This window comes from Bartonella vinsonii subsp. berkhoffii ATCC 51672, from assembly GCF_902825225.1.
Classification (GTDB): Bacteria; Pseudomonadota; Alphaproteobacteria; order Rhizobiales; family Rhizobiaceae; genus Bartonella; species Bartonella berkhoffii.
In genome coordinates this window covers 1-16,473 of the sequence record NZ_CADEAK010000017.1, presented here as the reverse complement: position 1 = coordinate 16,473, position 16,473 = coordinate 1, and the positions used below count along the sequence as shown (strand labels likewise).

At 39.2% G+C, this 16,473-nt stretch carries 15 protein-coding genes and 2 tRNA genes; 10 read left to right on the top strand and 7 right to left on the bottom strand.

The features are described 5' to 3' along the window. Nucleotides 1-438: 438 nt before the first annotated feature. Both J7R10_RS06995 and J7R10_RS06990 read right to left on the bottom strand, forming a co-directional pair. A complete protein-coding gene (locus tag J7R10_RS06995; RefSeq protein WP_208436398.1) occupies nt 439-720 on the bottom strand; it encodes a type II toxin-antitoxin system RelB/DinJ family antitoxin in 282 nt (93 codons plus the stop codon). A gap of 240 nt (nt 721-960) precedes the next feature. Beyond that, a tRNA-Asn gene (locus J7R10_RS06990) sits at nt 961-1,035 on the bottom strand. Between the two features lie 188 nt (nt 1,036-1,223). Here J7R10_RS06990 and J7R10_RS06985 point away from each other — a divergent pair. The 6 genes from J7R10_RS06985 (at nt 1,224) to J7R10_RS06960 (ending at nt 8,518) form a co-directional block, all read left to right on the top strand. Then, nucleotides 1,224-1,297 (top strand) — tRNA-Cys (locus J7R10_RS06985). A 211-nt stretch (nt 1,298-1,508) separates the two neighbouring features. After that, the gene (locus J7R10_RS06980; protein ID WP_010705094.1) at nt 1,509-2,183 is read left to right on the top strand and encodes a protein-L-isoaspartate O-methyltransferase family protein; all 675 of its coding nucleotides are present in this window, start codon (nt 1,509-1,511) and stop codon (nt 2,181-2,183) included. A 33-nt stretch (nt 2,184-2,216) separates the two neighbouring features. After that, entirely contained in the window at nt 2,217-3,542 is a 1,326-nt protein-coding gene (locus J7R10_RS06975; RefSeq protein ID WP_010705095.1) for a TolC family outer membrane protein, read from the top strand. A 252-nt stretch (nt 3,543-3,794) separates the two neighbouring features. Next, nucleotides 3,795-4,361: a DUF2497 domain-containing protein gene (locus J7R10_RS06970; protein WP_010705096.1), complete on the top strand. Its 567-nt coding sequence runs from the start codon at nt 3,795-3,797 to the stop codon at nt 4,359-4,361. Nucleotides 4,362-4,524: 163 nt separating this feature from the next. After that, the gene (locus tag J7R10_RS06965) at nt 4,525-7,248 is read left to right on the top strand and encodes a valine--tRNA ligase (RefSeq protein WP_010705097.1); all 2,724 of its coding nucleotides are present in this window, start codon (nt 4,525-4,527) and stop codon (nt 7,246-7,248) included. A 478-nt stretch (nt 7,249-7,726) separates the two neighbouring features. After that, nucleotides 7,727-8,518: a tetratricopeptide repeat protein gene (locus J7R10_RS06960; RefSeq protein ID WP_010705098.1), complete on the top strand. Its 792-nt coding sequence runs from the start codon at nt 7,727-7,729 to the stop codon at nt 8,516-8,518. A gap of 89 nt (nt 8,519-8,607) precedes the next feature. Here the strand turns inward: J7R10_RS06960 and J7R10_RS06955 are convergent, their stop codons facing one another. The 5 genes from J7R10_RS06955 to xth all read right to left on the bottom strand — a co-directional run bounded on the left by J7R10_RS06955 (nt 8,608) and on the right by xth (nt 12,790). Continuing rightward, a complete protein-coding gene (locus tag J7R10_RS06955) occupies nt 8,608-9,354 on the bottom strand; it encodes an amino acid ABC transporter ATP-binding protein (protein WP_015399178.1) in 747 nt (248 codons plus the stop codon). Nucleotides 9,355-9,365: 11 nt separating this feature from the next. Then, nucleotides 9,366-10,082, bottom strand: coding sequence for an amino acid ABC transporter permease (locus J7R10_RS06950; protein WP_010705100.1), 717 nt, complete (start codon nt 10,080-10,082; stop codon nt 9,366-9,368). A 2-nt stretch (nt 10,083-10,084) separates the two neighbouring features. Further along, nucleotides 10,085-10,837 carry an amino acid ABC transporter permease gene (locus tag J7R10_RS06945; RefSeq protein WP_010705101.1) on the bottom strand — a complete coding sequence of 251 codons (753 nt, stop codon included), beginning with the start codon at nt 10,835-10,837 and terminating at the stop codon, nt 10,085-10,087. Nucleotides 10,838-10,973: 136 nt separating this feature from the next. Further along, a complete protein-coding gene (locus J7R10_RS06940; RefSeq protein WP_208436397.1) occupies nt 10,974-11,876 on the bottom strand; it encodes a transporter substrate-binding domain-containing protein in 903 nt (300 codons plus the stop codon). Nucleotides 11,877-12,007: 131 nt separating this feature from the next. Continuing rightward, nucleotides 12,008-12,790, bottom strand: a complete 783-nt coding sequence (gene xth / locus J7R10_RS06935) for an exodeoxyribonuclease III (RefSeq protein ID WP_026501398.1) — start codon at nt 12,788-12,790, stop codon at nt 12,008-12,010. Between the two features lie 512 nt (nt 12,791-13,302). Here xth and rpsL point away from each other — a divergent pair. From rpsL to J7R10_RS06915, 4 genes are all read left to right on the top strand, one after another. After that, on the top strand, nt 13,303-13,674 hold the full coding sequence (gene rpsL / locus J7R10_RS06930) for a 30S ribosomal protein S12 (protein WP_004859227.1): 372 nt from the start codon (nt 13,303-13,305) through the stop codon (nt 13,672-13,674). A 28-nt stretch (nt 13,675-13,702) separates the two neighbouring features. Further along, on the top strand, nt 13,703-14,173 hold the full coding sequence (rpsG, locus tag J7R10_RS06925; protein ID WP_010705104.1) for a 30S ribosomal protein S7: 471 nt from the start codon (nt 13,703-13,705) through the stop codon (nt 14,171-14,173). Between the two features lie 26 nt (nt 14,174-14,199). Further along, entirely contained in the window at nt 14,200-16,284 is a 2,085-nt protein-coding gene (gene fusA, locus J7R10_RS06920) for an elongation factor G (protein WP_010705105.1), read from the top strand. Between the two features lie 62 nt (nt 16,285-16,346). Beyond that, nucleotides 16,347-16,473, top strand: a 127-nt coding sequence (locus tag J7R10_RS06915; RefSeq protein WP_234924853.1) for a GTP-binding protein, incomplete at its 3' end; no start/stop codon positions are given.

Genomic DNA, 16,473 nt, shown 5'->3' with positions numbered 1-16,473 from the left:
AGGATTCCGTAAGAAATCTGGTGGTCCATATTGGTGTTATAATTATAAAGACCTCCCCATCTGTCAGCCTGGCGCTGTCATCCCGCAACGAAGTGTCGAAAGGCGTTTAAATAGCCCGTTTTGTAAACAGCATCCAGAACAATATGAATGCTATCTTTAAGTCTTGCAGCTGGTGAAATGAAGTGGATAGCGTTTTTTTCTTTTTGCTTATCCTTGATTTTGCCCGCCTCATGGATGCGATAGACAATATCTTCGCACATTTAAAGCAGTGGTTCTCAAAGAATTAGAAAAGCTATCATATTGAAGAAGGTGTTTTGTAAAAACTTTCTTTCCATAGATCATGCATTCAGTTATAAACGTAGTTCAGATCTCCCTTTGCTTTCGCGTTTAAGATCGCGGTGGAATGAACGGGTATAGACAATTTCTCGCATAGTAAGATTAGGTTCGTTTTTCAGATTTACGCACTTCGCTTCTATCCTCGCGAATCATGGCTCGTAAACCTTCTAATGATGTGCGTTCGACGCGTCCCATTTCGGCATCTTCTATAGTTTGTAATGTTTCTGGATTGGGTTGGAATAGATCAAGCGGTAAAGCTCGATCTCTAGCAATGCGCGTCATAAACATGCGCACTACATCCGATACAGTCAAGCCTGTGGACTTAATGACTGCACTTGCAATTTCTTGAACTTCATCAGGTATACGCGCTTGAATTTTGCCTATTATTAAATCTCCTATTTAATTTGTACTACAATGTAGTACACTTCGAGTTGATGTCAAGAGACACAACCGTAGTTTTTCATAAGAGGGCTTAGCAGAATTTAAAAAATTAATAGAGGAAGTTGGCAGAACAAAATATGTTTTGTAAAAACATGATTCGAAATCCTATTCCCTTACTTTTATCCACGCATCCCTTACTTTAAATATGGAGAATCAATAAGTTATTTGGAATAAAAAAGATTCTGGCTCCCCGGGCCGGATTCGAACCAGCGACCAACCGGTTAACAGCCGGTTGCTCTACCGCTGAGCTACCGGGGAACAGTGCCCAATTATCTGACTGCAAGGGCTATAGCAAAGCAATAGTGATTTGCAAAGAGTAAAATTACTTTTTTTTAAAAAAAATGCCATAAATGACAGAAGAAGAGGAAAAAAGAACAGAGAAGGTTTCTATAGCTTGACGGATGCGTTGCCTTCCCTTATTGACACTCTAATATTTTTGTTGATGAGGCCTCGTGGCGGAATGGTTACGCAGAGGACTGCAAATCCTTGTATCCCGGTTCGATTCCGGGCGAGGCCTCCAGCCGATTTAAATAAAATGGCTTTTGGGGATAATATACGCAAGTAAACTGCTTCTCTTCATGGTAAAGTGCTTTTGCATGAAAAATAATGCGATTAGAATCTCATTGTTGACGGTAGCGTCCTTTTTTGTAACACCCACAGTGAAAGATTTTAGGTTCTCATTATCGCTGTTTTGTTGTAGTTTTTGTTATATGTAGGAGAAAAGTGTCGTTATGGTTGCAGATTTTGCAGAGCTTCGTCGCAAAATGGTTGATAATCAAATTCGTACAGTAAATGTAACGGATTTATCAGTTCTTGAAGCATTTTTAACGGTACCGCGTGAAGATTTTGTACCAGAAGATATGAAAGCTTTAAGTTATCTTGATACCGATATTGTTGTCTATCCAGCGGAAAATGGCCTCCCTGCATGCTATTCGATGGGATCTGCCTCTTTAGCAAAATTGCTACAGCTTGCAACTGTAAAACCATCGGATATTGTTTTAGATATTGGTGCGAAGAGTGGTTATTGTGCAGCATTGCTTTCAAAACTTGCAGGCTCTGTGATTGCATTAGAAAGTAATAAAGCTCTTTCAGAGCAAGCTATTGAGGCTTTAAAACGTCATCGGTGTAACAATGTGGCTGTGATTCATGGACCTTTGGAGCAGGGATATGTTGTGGGGGGGCCTTATGATCTGATTTTTATCGAAGGTGCTGTTGATTTTATTCCGGAGGGTATTTTCTCTCAAGTGAGAGACGGTGGGCGTCTCATTGTGGTTGAAGGACATGGTAATTCCGGTGTTGCACGGATTTATGTAAAAGAAGATGGGATCATTGCGTCGCGTCGAGCTTTTAACCTCGCTGTAAAAGGTTTGCTTGGTTTTTTAAAAACGCCTGATTTTATATTTTAGTGTTTGTTGTGTTTGTAGGTAAAAGATAATTTTATGATTAATGTGGGGTTTGTTAGTGTGCGTAGTGTATTCAAAATAAACAAAAAAATTCAGGCAAGTTTGTTGCTGGTTTTGAGTGTTTTTCTATCAGAGCCTGTTTGTGCTGAAACATTGATGGATGCTTTTGCTAAAGCTTATATACATAATGCTAAGTTAAAGAGTGAACGTGCTGCTGTACGTATATCGAGTGATGATGTGGTTATTGCGCGCTCTGGGCTCTTACCACAAATTGAAGGGATTGGAAGTTATGGGCGAAGTAAGCTTATGGTGGGTCCTTATACCACTTCTGGATCTATAGGAATAAGATTAAATCAAAGATTATTTGACGGTTTCGTCACGCAGAATATGTTTTCTTCAGCACAGGTTAAATTACAGGCACAGCGTGAGTATCTTCGTAATGCTGAGCAAAATACGTTTTTCGACACTGTAACAGCCTATGCTAATGTGTATCAAACGCGTCGTATTGCTGATCTTCGTAGAGAAAATTTGGCTGCTCTCGAGGAGCAAGTTCGTTCGAATAAAGCAAAATTTGATGTGGGAGAGGGAGGGCGTGTTGATCTTTCCCAAGCACAAGCTGCGCGTTCCGTGGCTGTTTCAGAACTGAGTCTTGCACGTGCTGATGTAAAATCAGCAGAAGCAGCCTATAGACAAGTTATTGGTTTTGATCCTGAGAAATTACAGCGTCCACCAATGGCAAAAGATTTGCCGATGAATCTTGATGCCGCTTACCAACTGAGTGTACTTATGCATCCGGCAATTCTTTATGCAAAATATTTGGTTGACGCTGGACTTTATAATGTAAAGGCTAAAGAAGGAACATTACTTCCTAAAGTTGATTTTTCTGCAACAGCATCTTATAATCGTATTTACAGTGGTGTTGGGGAGGATGGAGTTTCTAAATCAATAGGATTGTCAGTCAGTGTTCCTATTTTTGAAGGTGGGCGTACGTCTGCTCAAATTCGTCAATCCAAGGAACAACTTGGGCAGGCTCGCCTTCAGCTTGATTTAGCTCAGAGTAGTACAAGACAAGCACTTACTTCTGCGTGGTTTCAGTTGGAGGGTGCACGCGCATCTGTTGTCGCTTACCGCGAGAGTGTTCGTGCTGCTGAAATCGCTCTTAAGGGGCGTGTCCAAGAAAATCGTGTGGGGCAATCTACCACATTAGATGTTTTAAATTCTCGTACTCAGTTGATTAATGCTCAAATTGCACTTGTGACAGCAGAGCGTAATGCCGTTGTTGCGAGCTATAGTGTTCAATCTTCCATTGGTAAATTGACTGCAAATTATTTAGGTTTGAAAACGATTAAACATATCCGATAATGCATAAAAGTAGCTTTTTAAATTAAATCTGTAAATAATTTCAGTCTGTACGGGGCTATCCATTGATCGTTGGGCATGTTTAGAAAATCTAGTTTAGATGTTGTTTTATCAATAAAGAAAGTTGTGTGTAGTGCCTTATTCATGACAATCACCTTTGAAAATATAGTAAGAGGTGTGTTGATCTTATGATTCTTTTGCTTACACTAAAAGTGTGATTCTCTTTGTTGTTGCGTCTTTGAGAGGTTTTTAAGTATGGTACAGAGTTCAAGCGTGTTACGTGAGCCAAGTATGGATGAAATTTTGACATCTATTCGTGAAATAATCGAAGAAAATGCGGTTCAACCTGATCACTTTTTAAATGAAGGGGGTGCAATGAATACCTCTGTAGATCGTTTAGAAGAAACATCCAAAGGTGGCTATGAGACAACCTTATCGGTTGATGATGCAATGAAAGCTTTAGCTGATCGTATTGGCCTTTCTTCTGAAAACCAGGATTCTCCGTCTATGCAAGAAAAAGAGAATATAGAGGCAGAAAATAGTACAGTTGGCGTGAACGTACAAAAGGTAAAGCTTCCTTCTGAAGAACAGCACCCTGTTCATAAAACAAAAGAATATAGTGATGAGAGTCGTGTCTCACAAATAGGAAATAGAGCGACTACTCGTGTGGAATTATCTGAATATTGTCTTTCTTCTGCCGAGAAGATTGCAGAGGATGTCTTGCGTCCGGCTATAGCAGAATGGTTACAATGTAAATTACCTGTTTTGCTTGAGAATATTTTGCGTGAAGAGATTGTTAAGGCAATTAAGAAATCCTCTTAATTATTTGTTTTTTATTATTTTTTTGCGTTCTCCATTTTAATTTTATATGAGATTCTGTTTGCGGTTTTGCAAGCTTGACATCAAGAGATGAGGTTTGTAGGGAGTATGATCGGATTTTTTAGATCATGTCCTGAATTTTTTAGCGGCGTTATGGGTGGGTAGAATGTTAGAAAAAAACTATGATGCTGCTTCTATAGAGCAACGGGTTGCAAAAAGATGGAAAGCTCGTGGTGCTTTTGAAGCGGGAGTAGGTTCAAAAAGCGATGCAGAGCCTTTTTGTGTTATGCTTCCGCCTCCCAATGTTACCGGCTCACTTCATATGGGCCATGCACTAAATACGACAATCCAAGATATTGTAGTTCGGTTTCAGCGGATGCGGGGTAAGAATGTATTGTGGCAGCCCGGTATGGATCATGCGGGAATTGCTACGCAAATGGTCGTTGAGCGTCAACTTGCAGAGCGTCAAGAGCCAACCCGCCAAGAAATGGGGAGAGAAAAATTTGTTGAGCGTATTTGGGAATGGCGTCATGAGGCTGGTGGGATTATTGCAAACCAGCTACGCAGACTTGGTGTTTCCTGTGATTGGTCGCGTGAGCGGTTTACAATGGATGAAGGTTTGTCCCAAGCTGTTCGTGAAGTTTTTGTTACGCTTTATAAGCAAGGGTTGATATATAGAGATAAACGTTTGGTTAATTGGGATCCTAAACTGTTAACGGCTATCTCGGATCTTGAAGTTGAACAAAAAGAAGTCAAGGGCCATTTATGGCATTTTAGATATCCACTTGAAGATCAAGTTTTTGATCCGAATGATTCTACAACTTTTATTACAGTGGCGACAACACGTCCAGAAACAATGCTTGGCGATACGGGAATTGCAGTTAATCCTGAAGATGAACGTTATAAAAATCTTATAGGTCAAAATGCTGTTTTGCCTCTTGTTGGGCGTAGGTTATTGATTGTTGGTGATTCTTACGCAGATCCTGATGCAGGGAGTGGTGCTGTAAAAATCACGCCAGCACATGATTTTAATGATTTTGAAGTAGGGCAGCGCAACAATCTACGTTTGATCAATGTTTTTACAAAAAAGGCTGAGATTTTTCTTCGTGAGAATGAAGCGTTTTTTGAGGGGTTGGTTTTATCAGATGAATTAAGATTATTAGTGGAAGAATTAGACCAATCTAACCGTTTTTTTGCTCGTGATCGTATTGTTTCTTTGATGGAAAAGGGAGGATATTTAGCAGCGGTTGATGACCATCCACACACTGTTCCTCATGGAGATCGCAGTGGGGTACCTATTGAACCATTCTTGACAGATCAATGGTATGTTCATGCCGCGGAATTAGCTAAGCCAGCGATAGAAGCTGTTCGTCAAGGGAAAACACAATTTGTTCCTGATAGTTGGAAGAAAACCTATTTCAATTGGATGCAAAATATTCAACCTTGGTGTATTTCACGCCAATTATGGTGGGGACATCAGATACCGGCTTGGTATGGGCCTGATGGTACGGTTTTTGTTGAAAAAAGTGAAGAAGAAGCTTTAGCTGCGGCTCTCTCGCATTATGGTGAAGTGGTTGAATTAACCCGTGATGAAGATGTCTTAGATACATGGTTTTCCTCTGCTCTTTGGCCTTTTTCAACACTAGGTTGGCCAAACAAAACGCCTGAATTAGCTACCTTTTATCCAACATCTCTATCGGTTACAGGGTTTGATATCATCTTTTTCTGGGTTGCGCGTATGATGATGATGGGGCTGCACTTTATGGGTGAAGTTCCTTTCCCAACGGTTTATGTGCACGCTTTGGTCCGAGATCAGAAGGGGGCAAAGATGTCAAAGTCGAAGGGGAATATTATTGATCCGTTAGAGCTCATTGATCAATATAGTGCTGATGCACTCCGTTTTACTTTGGCTATTATGGCGGCGCAAGGGCGTGATGTCAAACTTGATCCTTCCCGTATTGCAGGTTATCGTAATTTTGCTACGAAATTATGGAATGCTACCCGATTTGCAAAGATGAACGGTGTTAAGCATGATCCGGCTTTTAAGCCAGAAAAAGCAAAACTTGCGCTTAATCGTTGGATTTTAACAGAGTTATCTCAAACTGTTTCAGCAGTCACTACTGGTATTGAAAATTATAAATTTAATGAATCGGCTAGTGCACTTTACCGCTTCATTTGGAATATATTCTGTGACTGGTATTTAGAGCTTCTCAAACCCATATTTCAAGGGTCAAATGAGGAAGCTAAAAATGAGGCTCAGGCTTGTACCGCTTGGGTTTTAGATGAAGTTTATAAGCTTCTTCATCCTTTTATGCCTCATATGACAGAGGAGTTGTGGTCTCTTACAGAAACATCAAGCATGAAGCGTCAGGATATGCTGGCATTGATACAATGGCCAGAGGAAATGTTTGTAGATGAAGAGGCTGCTGCTGATGTTAATTGGCTTATTGATATTGTTAGTGGGATTCGATCTGTGCGTTTTGAAATGAATATTCCCGCCGGTACGTTAGCACCTCTTGTTATTGTAGAAGGAGGAGAAATAACGCGAGAGCGTGTGCAGCGCTATGATACTCTTCTTAAAAAGTTAGCGCGTATTAAAACAATTCATTTCTCTGATAAAGTTCCAGCTATATCAGCACAAATGGTTTTGGGAGAGGCGGTTTTTTGTTTACCATTGGGGCAGTTGATTGATTTGGAAGCTGAACGTGCTCGTTTGATGAAAGATATGAGAAAAATTGAACAGGATATTGAAAAAATATCGGTTAAATTAAACAACCCTAAATTTGTAGCAAATGCAAAGCCGGAAATTGTTGAGATTGAGCGTGACAGAATTATAGAATTGCATGCTGCGCAGAAGAAAATATCTGTTGCTTTAGAACGCTTGACGTAATTGGTCTTTTATTCCCTGTTCTTCTGGTGAATGTTATCATGGAAATACAACTGAGCTTTATCGTTTTTGCTTTGATAAAATAAGTTGTTATATTTATTTTTAATGTTGCTTACTGTTGTTAAGATTCAACGGTTTCTGAATATTTCATCCATCTTAAAACTCTTTTTCAGTACACACAATTTCTCTCTTGAGCAGTTTCTGTTCTTTCAGAATAAGAATGTTGAAATAACCATATGCTATCATATCAAGCAATCTATTATGAAATAGAGAATTTTGATTTATGATTAAAAATCAATTTTTTACATATAAAAGTAAAAGATTATTTTAAGGTGATGCTTTTTGCGTTTTCCATTTATTTATCTTTCTGTTAGCCTTCTTATATTCAAGAGATTTTCTTTTACTAAAAAGATGTTGAATTCATACAAAGCATTTTGTAGCAAAAGGAATGATTAAAAATGAGAGAATGGGGGAGATTTAGATGGTAAACAGGTTTAAGGCGTGGCAAAACGCTGTCCTTATTATTGCTTTTGGGGGAGTTTTTTCTACTGCTTATGTCATGGATGTAAATAGTGAGCAAAAAGTTATTGATGATTCGTTTTATTTTTTAAAACGCGGTATGTCTGCTTATAAAAATGGGCAAATAAATCAGGCACTTTCAGCATTACGTTGTGCCGCCGATATGGGAAATATCGATGCGCGCTGGAAACTTGGCTCTATTTATGCAGAGGGTGATGGCGTCCCTAAAAATGATTATAAGGCATACAATTTTTTTGCATCTATCGTTGAAAAAGCTGTTGATCTAGATTCAGAAGATGCAAGCTATGTTTCTGATGCATTGGTTAGACTTGCAGGGTATATAAAAAAAGGCATCCCTCAATCACCTGTAAAACCTAATCCTTCTTACGCTGCTCGCCTTTATATGCAGGCTGCAATGAATTATGGAAATTCTAAAGCTCAGTACCATTTGGGAAAAATATTTTTAAGGGGTGAGGGAAGGGAGAAAAACCTTTTACAGGCAGCACGATGGTTTCAGCTTTCAGCAAGAAAAGGAAATCCTCCAGCTCAAGCAATGCTTGGAAATATGCTGATTGCAGAAGGAAAAATTGCTCGCGGTACAGCAATGTTAACTGTAGCCTATCAAAAAGCTAATGTAAAAGATCGAGATTGGATTCGCCCTCTGAAAGAGCACGCTATTGCCCTTTGTGATGAATTCGAAAAGCGTAAAGCATTCTCACTGGTTGGTGATATTTTAAAAAATAACCATTTTTGAATATCTTACTACAATATTTTCTTGTGTATCTGATATGAGTTCTGACCTCTTATGTTATAAGAAGGTGGCTTTCGGTTATAACATGACTACTAATGGCTAAGGATTTTAGACAAAAAATCCTGTGCACGTGGAATTCTGGCTTGTGGATCAGAAAAGAACTCTTTCGATGAACAGTCCTCAAGAATTTTTCCTTGATCCATGAAAATAACACGTTCAGAGACTTTTTGCGCAAACCCCATTTCATGTGTTACACAAATCATTGTCATACCTTCTTCTGCTAAGCTGATCATGACATCGAGTACTTCATCCACCATTTCAGGATCTAGAGCAGATGTTGGTTCATCAAAAAGCATAACAAGCGGATCCATAGTTAAGGCACGTGCGATAGCAACCCGTTGCTGTTGACCTCCTGATAGTTGGCCAGGGTATTTATTTTTATGATCGATAAGCCCAACGCGTTCAAGATATAACAAACCGCGTTCAAGCGCTTCTTTTTTGCTGCGCTTTAAGACTTTAATTTGTGCAATTGTCAAATTTTCCGTGACAGATAGATGGGGAAAAAGTTCGAAGTGTTGAAATACCATTCCTACCTGACTACGCAATTTAGGCAAATTCGTTTGTTTTGAATGAACTGGTATTCCATTAATCCAAATTTCACCTTTTTGAAAAGGGACGAGAGCATTAATGGTTTTAATGAGTGTTGATTTACCTGAACCAGATGGTCCACAAACGACAACAACTTCTCCCTTGTTGATATTGGTTGTACAGTTTTTAAGAACATTAATTTCGCCATACCAGTTAGAAACATTTTTTATTTCGATCATATGAGTAGACATTTTTTTTCCTATTACCGAATAATGGATATTTTTTTTTGCAGATACACGACTATCTGCGACAGTGTAAAACAGATAACAAAATAGAAAAGTGCTGCTAAGATATAGGCTTCTTGCTTTACACCGAAATTGTTAGCAACAATATCAAAACCGTTCAAAAGGCTATGTCCACTGATTGCATAAACAAGCGTTGTGTCCTGAAAGAGGATAATAACCTGGGTTAAAAAAACTGGCAACATATCTCTGAAAGCTTGGGGAAGAATGACAATGTACATATTTTGCCAATATGTCATCCCTAGCGCTTGTCCTGCATGTTTTTGTCCTTTGGCAACAGAATTTATACCAGCACGCATAATTTCGGCAAAATAAGCGGTTTCAAATGCGGTGAAGGTGATGAGTGCTGATTTATTTGCACCAATTGATGTTCCAGTGAGGAAAGGTAAAAGGACAAAAAACCATAAAATAACCATAACAAGCGGGATTGAACGCATGGCAGTTATGTAAATTATTGCAAGCCAAGAAAGCAGTTTCATAGAAGAAAGCCGCATCATTGCTAAGAGAGTGCCGAATATAAGTCCTAATATCGTCGCAAAAAGAGTTAAAAAAACACTAAAGAGTAAACCTGACAGGATATAAGAACAGAATATATCAAAAGTGAAAAATGAAAAATCAAAGTCTGAAAAATTGAAAGGAAAAGAAAATTCAAACTTGGAGGTTATGAAATTTATCATCTTCAGTGTTCCTCTGTTTGAAAGTTAGGAATTTTGAGCATTTGCTCAATAATTGTCATGATGATGAATACGAACAAAGCTATAAAAATGTAAAGAACCGTGACAATTAAATAGTTTTCATAAACATGGCTTACTTCTTCGATTGTTTGGTACTGAAATTGCATCAATTCATTTATCGAAACGGCAAATGCTATAGATGAATTTTTCACAATACCCATTGCTTCTGAAGTGAGAGGGGGCATGATTGTACGCATAGCACGTGGTAATATGATATAGCGATAAATTTGATAGGTCGTAAATCCCATTGCCATAGCTGCGTAGCGTTGTCCAGAAGGAATGGCCTCAATCCCTGAGCGTACTTGTTCTGCGATTCGCGCCGATGTAAAGAAACCTAAGGCACATGTTATGAGAAGAATAGGCGAAAAGCTCATCGCTGGAGGATAAACTTTAGGCACAACAAAATACCATAAAAACACTTGTACAAGCAAAGGAATATTACGCATAATTTCCACCCAGATATTTCCGATAGCACGCAATAAGCGACGGATCACGGAAGTGTTGGGCAGGGTGCGTATTGTTCCTATAATGATGCCAAAAAATACCGCTAAGATCAGTGAAGAAACAGACAATATCACCGTATTTTTTAAGCCATCAAGGAGTGTATCTAAGTAGGTATGACTTACACCAGGAGTTCCAAGGCATCCAGCCACGAAGGTTTGGGTAAGGTCATCTGTACAAAGAAAAGAAAAGTCCATTAATTGATTTTCCTGAATTTAGTCATCTGCAAAAGAATAAAACCAGCCATATTTACATATGCTGAATTTATTAAAAAATGAACCAAAATATAACCACACTCAATTTTCATAGAGTGTGGTTGTTTTTTTAATTCTATCATTTATTTTCTGTATAGTTTTCACGAGGTTTATTATTAGGATGCTCCCAAGCGTATTTTGTTGCTTGAGATAAAGGAAGGTTAATAATAGTATTTGTGGGCGGAATTGGTTTCATAAACCATTTATCGTAAAGTTTTTCAAGTGATTCGTTTTTTATTTGACGTACAATACTGTCATTGATTTCTTTTTCAAAGTTTTTGTCATTTAATCGGAGTATACAAGCGATGGGTTCGACTGAAAGCACTGTATCAAGAATGACATAATCGGATGGCTTTTTTGATTTTGCGATAAGGCCAGCTAGAATTGAGGCATCCATAACAAATGCATCCGCACGGCCAGACTCTAATAATAAGAAGCTATCTCCGTGATCTTTGCCTTTTACAACATTAAAGTGAAGTTTTTTTGCACGTTTATTTTTGCGGATAAGCCGAACAGACGTTGTACCAGTAGTGGTTGCAACTGTTTTTCCATTTAAATCATCAAGAGATTTAATGTTGGAATTTTTCTTTACGGCAATCCGAACCTCTTCAACATAAGTGGTATAAGCAAATGCGACTTCTTTACTGCGTGCAATATCATTTGTTGTTGAACCACATTCAAAATCATAGGTGCTATTTTTTAAGAGAGGAATTCTATTTTGCGATGTGATGGGAAGATAATGAATTTTGATTGGCTTACCAATTTTTTTTGAAATATCGTCAATAATACGCTCTGCCATTTCTGTATGAAAACCTACATATTTGTCATTCCCTAGAGCATAGGCTAAACCTGATGATTCGCGAACACCCAGTGTGATCTCTCCTGTTTTTTTTATTTTTTCGAGTGTATCATTTTCAGCGTGTGCCATACTTGTGAGCCCAATAGCCGTTGCTGCAATAAATATTAATAATGATTTTTTCATTATGTCCTCCATTCATTTATAGTTTTTTATTCTTGTTTTATTGTTTTAAATATATTGTCATGCACGGTGTAGCACGAATTATATTTGAGGTGGGATATTTTTATTTCAACAAATCAGTTGTTGTACTCTTGTTAATTGAAATTAAAATGTGCCCAAACAGGCGTGTGATCTGATGGTTTTGTGTAGCCTCTTACTTCTTTTTGACTATAAGAACAGATAAGTTGATCGACAGCTTCTGGTGATAATAGCAAGTGATCAATGCGAATCCCGTTATTTTTCTGCCAAGCACCAGCTTGAAAATCCCAGAAACTGAATGAGGAGTTTTCTGTGACATTACGAATCGCATCATAAAAACCTAAATGAATTATGCGCTGGAAGGCTTGTCTTGTTTGTGGAAGGAATAAGGCATCATGATTCCATTCTTGAGGATTTTTTGCGTCTAATGGGGTAGGGATGACATTATAATCACCAGCTAGGACAAGGGGTTCTTCATATGCAAGCAATGATTTTGCATGTGCGTACAATCTTTCCATCCATTCTATTTTATAAGAATATTTTTCGCTTGTGATAGGGTTTCCATTTGGCAGATAGAGGGATGCAACACGGATAACGCCTTTATTTGTTAAATAAACAGCTTCAATGTATCTGGTTTGTTCATCATTGTCATTGCCTGGTAATCGGCGGATAACTTCATCAGGTGTTTTTTTAGAGAGAATCGCAACACCATTAAAACTTTTTTGTCCGTGTGTTTCTATATGATACCCTAAGCCTTCAATTGCATCGCGGGGGAAATTTTCATCGGTACTTTTTATTTCTTGTAGACAGACTATATCGGGTTGGGTTTTCTGTAACCATTGACACAATGTTTCATGCCGCGCTTTTATTCCAGCAATATTCCATGTTACTATTTTCATGGTACTCATCTTAAATATTACCCGTGCAATTTTTTATTGCATGGTTGAAATGTCTTATAAATATTCCCAAGATTTGTGCTCTTTCATTAGATTGCTGGTCTTTTTTGTGTAGAGATATTACTATGAAAAACTAGTTTATCAAGAACTTCTGTAAAAGCCAAACTAAAGTCTTAATCATTGCATTTATTTTTATTTTTTAAAACTTTCTAATGTTTAGTTCTTGACGAATGTATGTGTTCTCGCTATTAGAGACCACTATAACCAGTATGAGAGTGATTGGTGATTTCGGGTGTTTACTCGAAGAAATCATTTAAACCGGTTTGTAAAAGATTAAAAGCAAATGCCAATGCAAAAGGTTCGTGCCTTCTCTGCTTGTAATCGGGTAAGCTGTTTATAACAGACGTGCCCGATTTTGTGTGTAAGCTTAGACATTTATTTTGATTCTATCGAAATAAAAGAAATGAAAAGCCCGAGTGGGCAAGACGAACTTAGATCGAAAAGAGGAAGGTTATATGCCTACCGTAAACCAGTTGATTCGCAAACCGCGTGTAGCGCCAGTTAAGCGTAATAAGGTTCCTGCTCTTCAGTCGAATCCGCAGAAGCGTGGGGTTTGTACGCGTGTCTATACAACGACGCCCAAAAAACCGAATTCTGCACTTCGGAAAGTTGCTAAAGTCCGTTTGACAAATGGATTTGAGGTGATAGGTTATATTCCTGGAGAGGGGCATAATCTTCAAGAACACTCTGTTGTAATGATTCGGGGTGGTCGTGTGAAGGATTTGCCAGGGGTTCGTTATCACATTATTCGTGGTTTGCTTGATACGCAAGGTGTCAAGAATCGTAAACAGCGTCGTTCAAAATATGGCGCGAAGCGTCCAAAATAATCCAAAATAATATTGAGAGACAAAGCTAATGTCCCGTCGCCATAGAGCAGAAAAACGTGAAATTAATCCTGATCCCAAATTTGGTGATTTGGTTATTACAAAATTTATGAATGCCATCATGTTTGATGGTAAGAAGTCAGTTGCTGAGCGTATTGTCTATGGTGCGCTTGAGGTTATGGGAAAGAAGGTGAAGACGGATCCTGTGGCTCTGTTTCATCAGGCTTTGGAGAATGTTTCTCCTCATATTGAAGTGCGTTCGCGACGCGTTGGTGGTGCTACTTATCAAGTTCCGATAGATGTTCGTCCTGATCGTCGTCAGGCTCTTGCTATCCGCTGGTTAATTTCGGCCGCTCGAGGGCGGAATGAGACGACAATGATTGATCGTCTTTCTGGAGAGTTGATGGATGCAGCTAATAATCGCGGTTCTGCAGTGAAGAAGCGTGAGGATGTTCATCGTATGGCTGAGGCTAATCGTGCATTCGCTCATTATCGCTGGTAGGCGTATTTAAGGATAAGGCAAGTATAATGGCTCGCGAATATAAAATTGAAGATTATCGTAATTTTGGTATTATGGCGCACATTGATGCGGGTAAAACCACTATGACTGAGCGTATTTTGTTTTATACGGGTAAGAATCATAAGATTGGTGAAACCCATGATGGTGCTTCTACAATGGACTGGATGGAGCAGGAGCAGGAGCGTGGTATTACGATTACATCTGCTGCAACAACAACCTTTTGGGAAGGGCGTGATGGGCGGAAGCGCCGTTTTAATATCATTGATACGCCAGGGCACGTTGATTTTACGATTGAAGTTGAGCGTTCTTTGCGTGTTCTTGATGGTGCGATAGCATTGTTGGATGCAAATGCTGGTGTGGAGCCTCAGACGGAGACAGTTTGGCGGCAGGCTGAGAAGTACCGTGTGCCGCGTATGGTTTTTGTCAATAAAATGGATAAGATAGGCGCCGATTTTTATCGTAGTGTAGAGATGGTTGGTTCTCGATTGGGGGCTAGGGCACTTGTTTTGCAATTGCCAATCGGAGCTGAAAATGATTTTGAAGGCGTTGTTGATCTTATTGAGATGAAGGCGTTGAAATGGGATGGCTCTATTGGTGCTTCGGCTGTTGTGAGTGAGATTCCATCCGATTTGAAGGAGAAGGCGGAAGAGTATCGCGAGAAATTAATTGAGATGGCTGTTGAGGTTGATGAGGTTGCAACAGAGGCTTATTTGGAAGGTGTTATGCCAACAAATGAACAGCTTGTTTCTTTTATTCGTAAGGGAACGATAGAAGTTCAGTTTCATCCAGTTCTTTGTGGTACTGCTTTTAAAAATAAAGGTGTTCAGCCGCTTTTGGATGCCGTTGTTTCTTATCTTCCTTCTCCAGTTGATGTTCCTCCAATTAGTGGCGTTGATGTGAAGACTGAGTCTGAAGCAACGCGTGAATCTTCAGATGATGCTCCGCTTTCTATGCTTGCTTTTAAAATTATGAATGATCCGTTTGTTGGGTCGTTGACTTTTTGTCGTATTTATTCTGGTAAGGTTCAAAAGGGTGTATCTCTCGAAAATACTGTGAAGAAAAAGAGGGAGCGTTTGGGGCGTATGCTTCAGATGCATTCAAATTCTCGTGAAGATATTGAGGAGGCATTTGCTGGTGATATTGTTGCTCTCGCGGGACTTAAAGAGACAACAACAGGTGATACTCTTTGTGATCCTTTGAAGCCCATTATTTTGGAGCGGATGGATTTTCCTGAGCCTGTTATTGAAATTGCGATTGAGCCTAAAACGAAGGCAGATCAGGAAAAAATGGGTATTGCTCTCAATCGTTTGGCTGCTGAAGATCCTTCGTTTCGGGTAAAATCTGATGAAGAATCGGGGCAAACCATTATAGCTGGGATGGGTGAGCTTCATCTTGATATTATTGTTGATCGTATGCGGCGCGAATTTAAGGTTGAGGCGAACATTGGGCAGCCTCAGGTTGCTTATCGTGAATCGATTACTAAAACAGCAGAAATTGATTATACGCATAAGAAGCAATCTGGTGGTGCTGGGCAGTTTGCTCGTGTTAAAATTATTTTTGAACCTCATGACGGTGATGATTTCCTCTTTGAATCAAAGATTGTTGGTGGTGCTGTTCCTAAGGAATATATTCCCGGTGTTCAAAAGGGGATTGAGAGTGTTATGGGATCAGGGCCTCTTGCGGGATTTCCTATGCTTGGTGTAAAGGCTACATTGATTGATGGTGGTTATCACGATGTTGATTCTTCTGTTTTGGCTTTTGAGATTGCTGCTCGTGCAGCTTTTCGTGACGGGGCAAAAAAAGCTGGTGCACAGCTTCTCGAGCCAGTTATGAAGGTCGAGGTTGTGACGCCGGAAGATTATGTTGGTGATGTTATTGGTGATCTCAATTCTCGTCGCGGTCAAATTTTAGGGACTGAGGCGCGTGGTATTGCTACAGTTGTGAATGCAATGGTTCCTTTGGCGAATATGTTTGGTTATGTGAATACTCTTCGTTCGATGAGTCAGGGGCGTGCGCAATATACAATGCAGTTTGATCATTATGAGCCTGTTCCTTCAGCTGTTGCTTTGGAGATTCAAAAGAAATACGCGTGATTTGATTATATAATTAATTTTTTAACTTAGTCCTTTATTTGGATAGAAAATGGAGAGCTCAAATGGCAAAGAGCAAATTTGAACGTACGAAGCCGCATGTTAATATTGGAACGATTGGTCACGTTGATCATGGAAAGACATCGTTAACAGCAGCGATTACGAAATATTTTGGTGAATTTAAAGCGTATG

What these genes read in the sequence shown, in the direction of transcription:
- J7R10_RS06980 (WP_010705094.1), top strand. Translation starts at nt 1,509, where the DNA reads ATGGTTGCAGATTTTGCAGAGCTTCGTCGCAAAATGGTTGATAATCAA.
- J7R10_RS06975 (WP_010705095.1), top strand. Translation starts at nt 2,217, where the DNA reads ATGATTAATGTGGGGTTTGTTAGTGTGCGTAGTGTATTCAAAATAAAC.
- J7R10_RS06970 (WP_010705096.1), top strand. Translation starts at nt 3,795, where the DNA reads ATGGTACAGAGTTCAAGCGTGTTACGTGAGCCAAGTATGGATGAAATT.
- J7R10_RS06965 (WP_010705097.1), top strand. Translation starts at nt 4,525, where the DNA reads ATGTTAGAAAAAAACTATGATGCTGCTTCTATAGAGCAACGGGTTGCA.
- J7R10_RS06960 (WP_010705098.1), top strand. Translation starts at nt 7,727, where the DNA reads ATGGTAAACAGGTTTAAGGCGTGGCAAAACGCTGTCCTTATTATTGCT.
- J7R10_RS06955 (WP_015399178.1), bottom strand. Translation starts at nt 9,354, where the DNA reads ATGTCTACTCATATGATCGAAATAAAAAATGTTTCTAACTGGTATGGC.
- J7R10_RS06950 (WP_010705100.1), bottom strand. Translation starts at nt 10,082, where the DNA reads ATGATAAATTTCATAACCTCCAAGTTTGAATTTTCTTTTCCTTTCAAT.
- J7R10_RS06945 (WP_010705101.1), bottom strand. Translation starts at nt 10,837, where the DNA reads ATGGACTTTTCTTTTCTTTGTACAGATGACCTTACCCAAACCTTCGTG.
- J7R10_RS06940 (WP_208436397.1), bottom strand. Translation starts at nt 11,876, where the DNA reads ATGAAAAAATCATTATTAATATTTATTGCAGCAACGGCTATTGGGCTC.
- xth (WP_026501398.1), bottom strand. Translation starts at nt 12,790, where the DNA reads ATGAAAATAGTAACATGGAATATTGCTGGAATAAAAGCGCGGCATGAA.
- rpsL (WP_004859227.1), top strand. Translation starts at nt 13,303, where the DNA reads ATGCCTACCGTAAACCAGTTGATTCGCAAACCGCGTGTAGCGCCAGTT.
- rpsG (WP_010705104.1), top strand. Translation starts at nt 13,703, where the DNA reads ATGTCCCGTCGCCATAGAGCAGAAAAACGTGAAATTAATCCTGATCCC.
- fusA (WP_010705105.1), top strand. Translation starts at nt 14,200, where the DNA reads ATGGCTCGCGAATATAAAATTGAAGATTATCGTAATTTTGGTATTATG.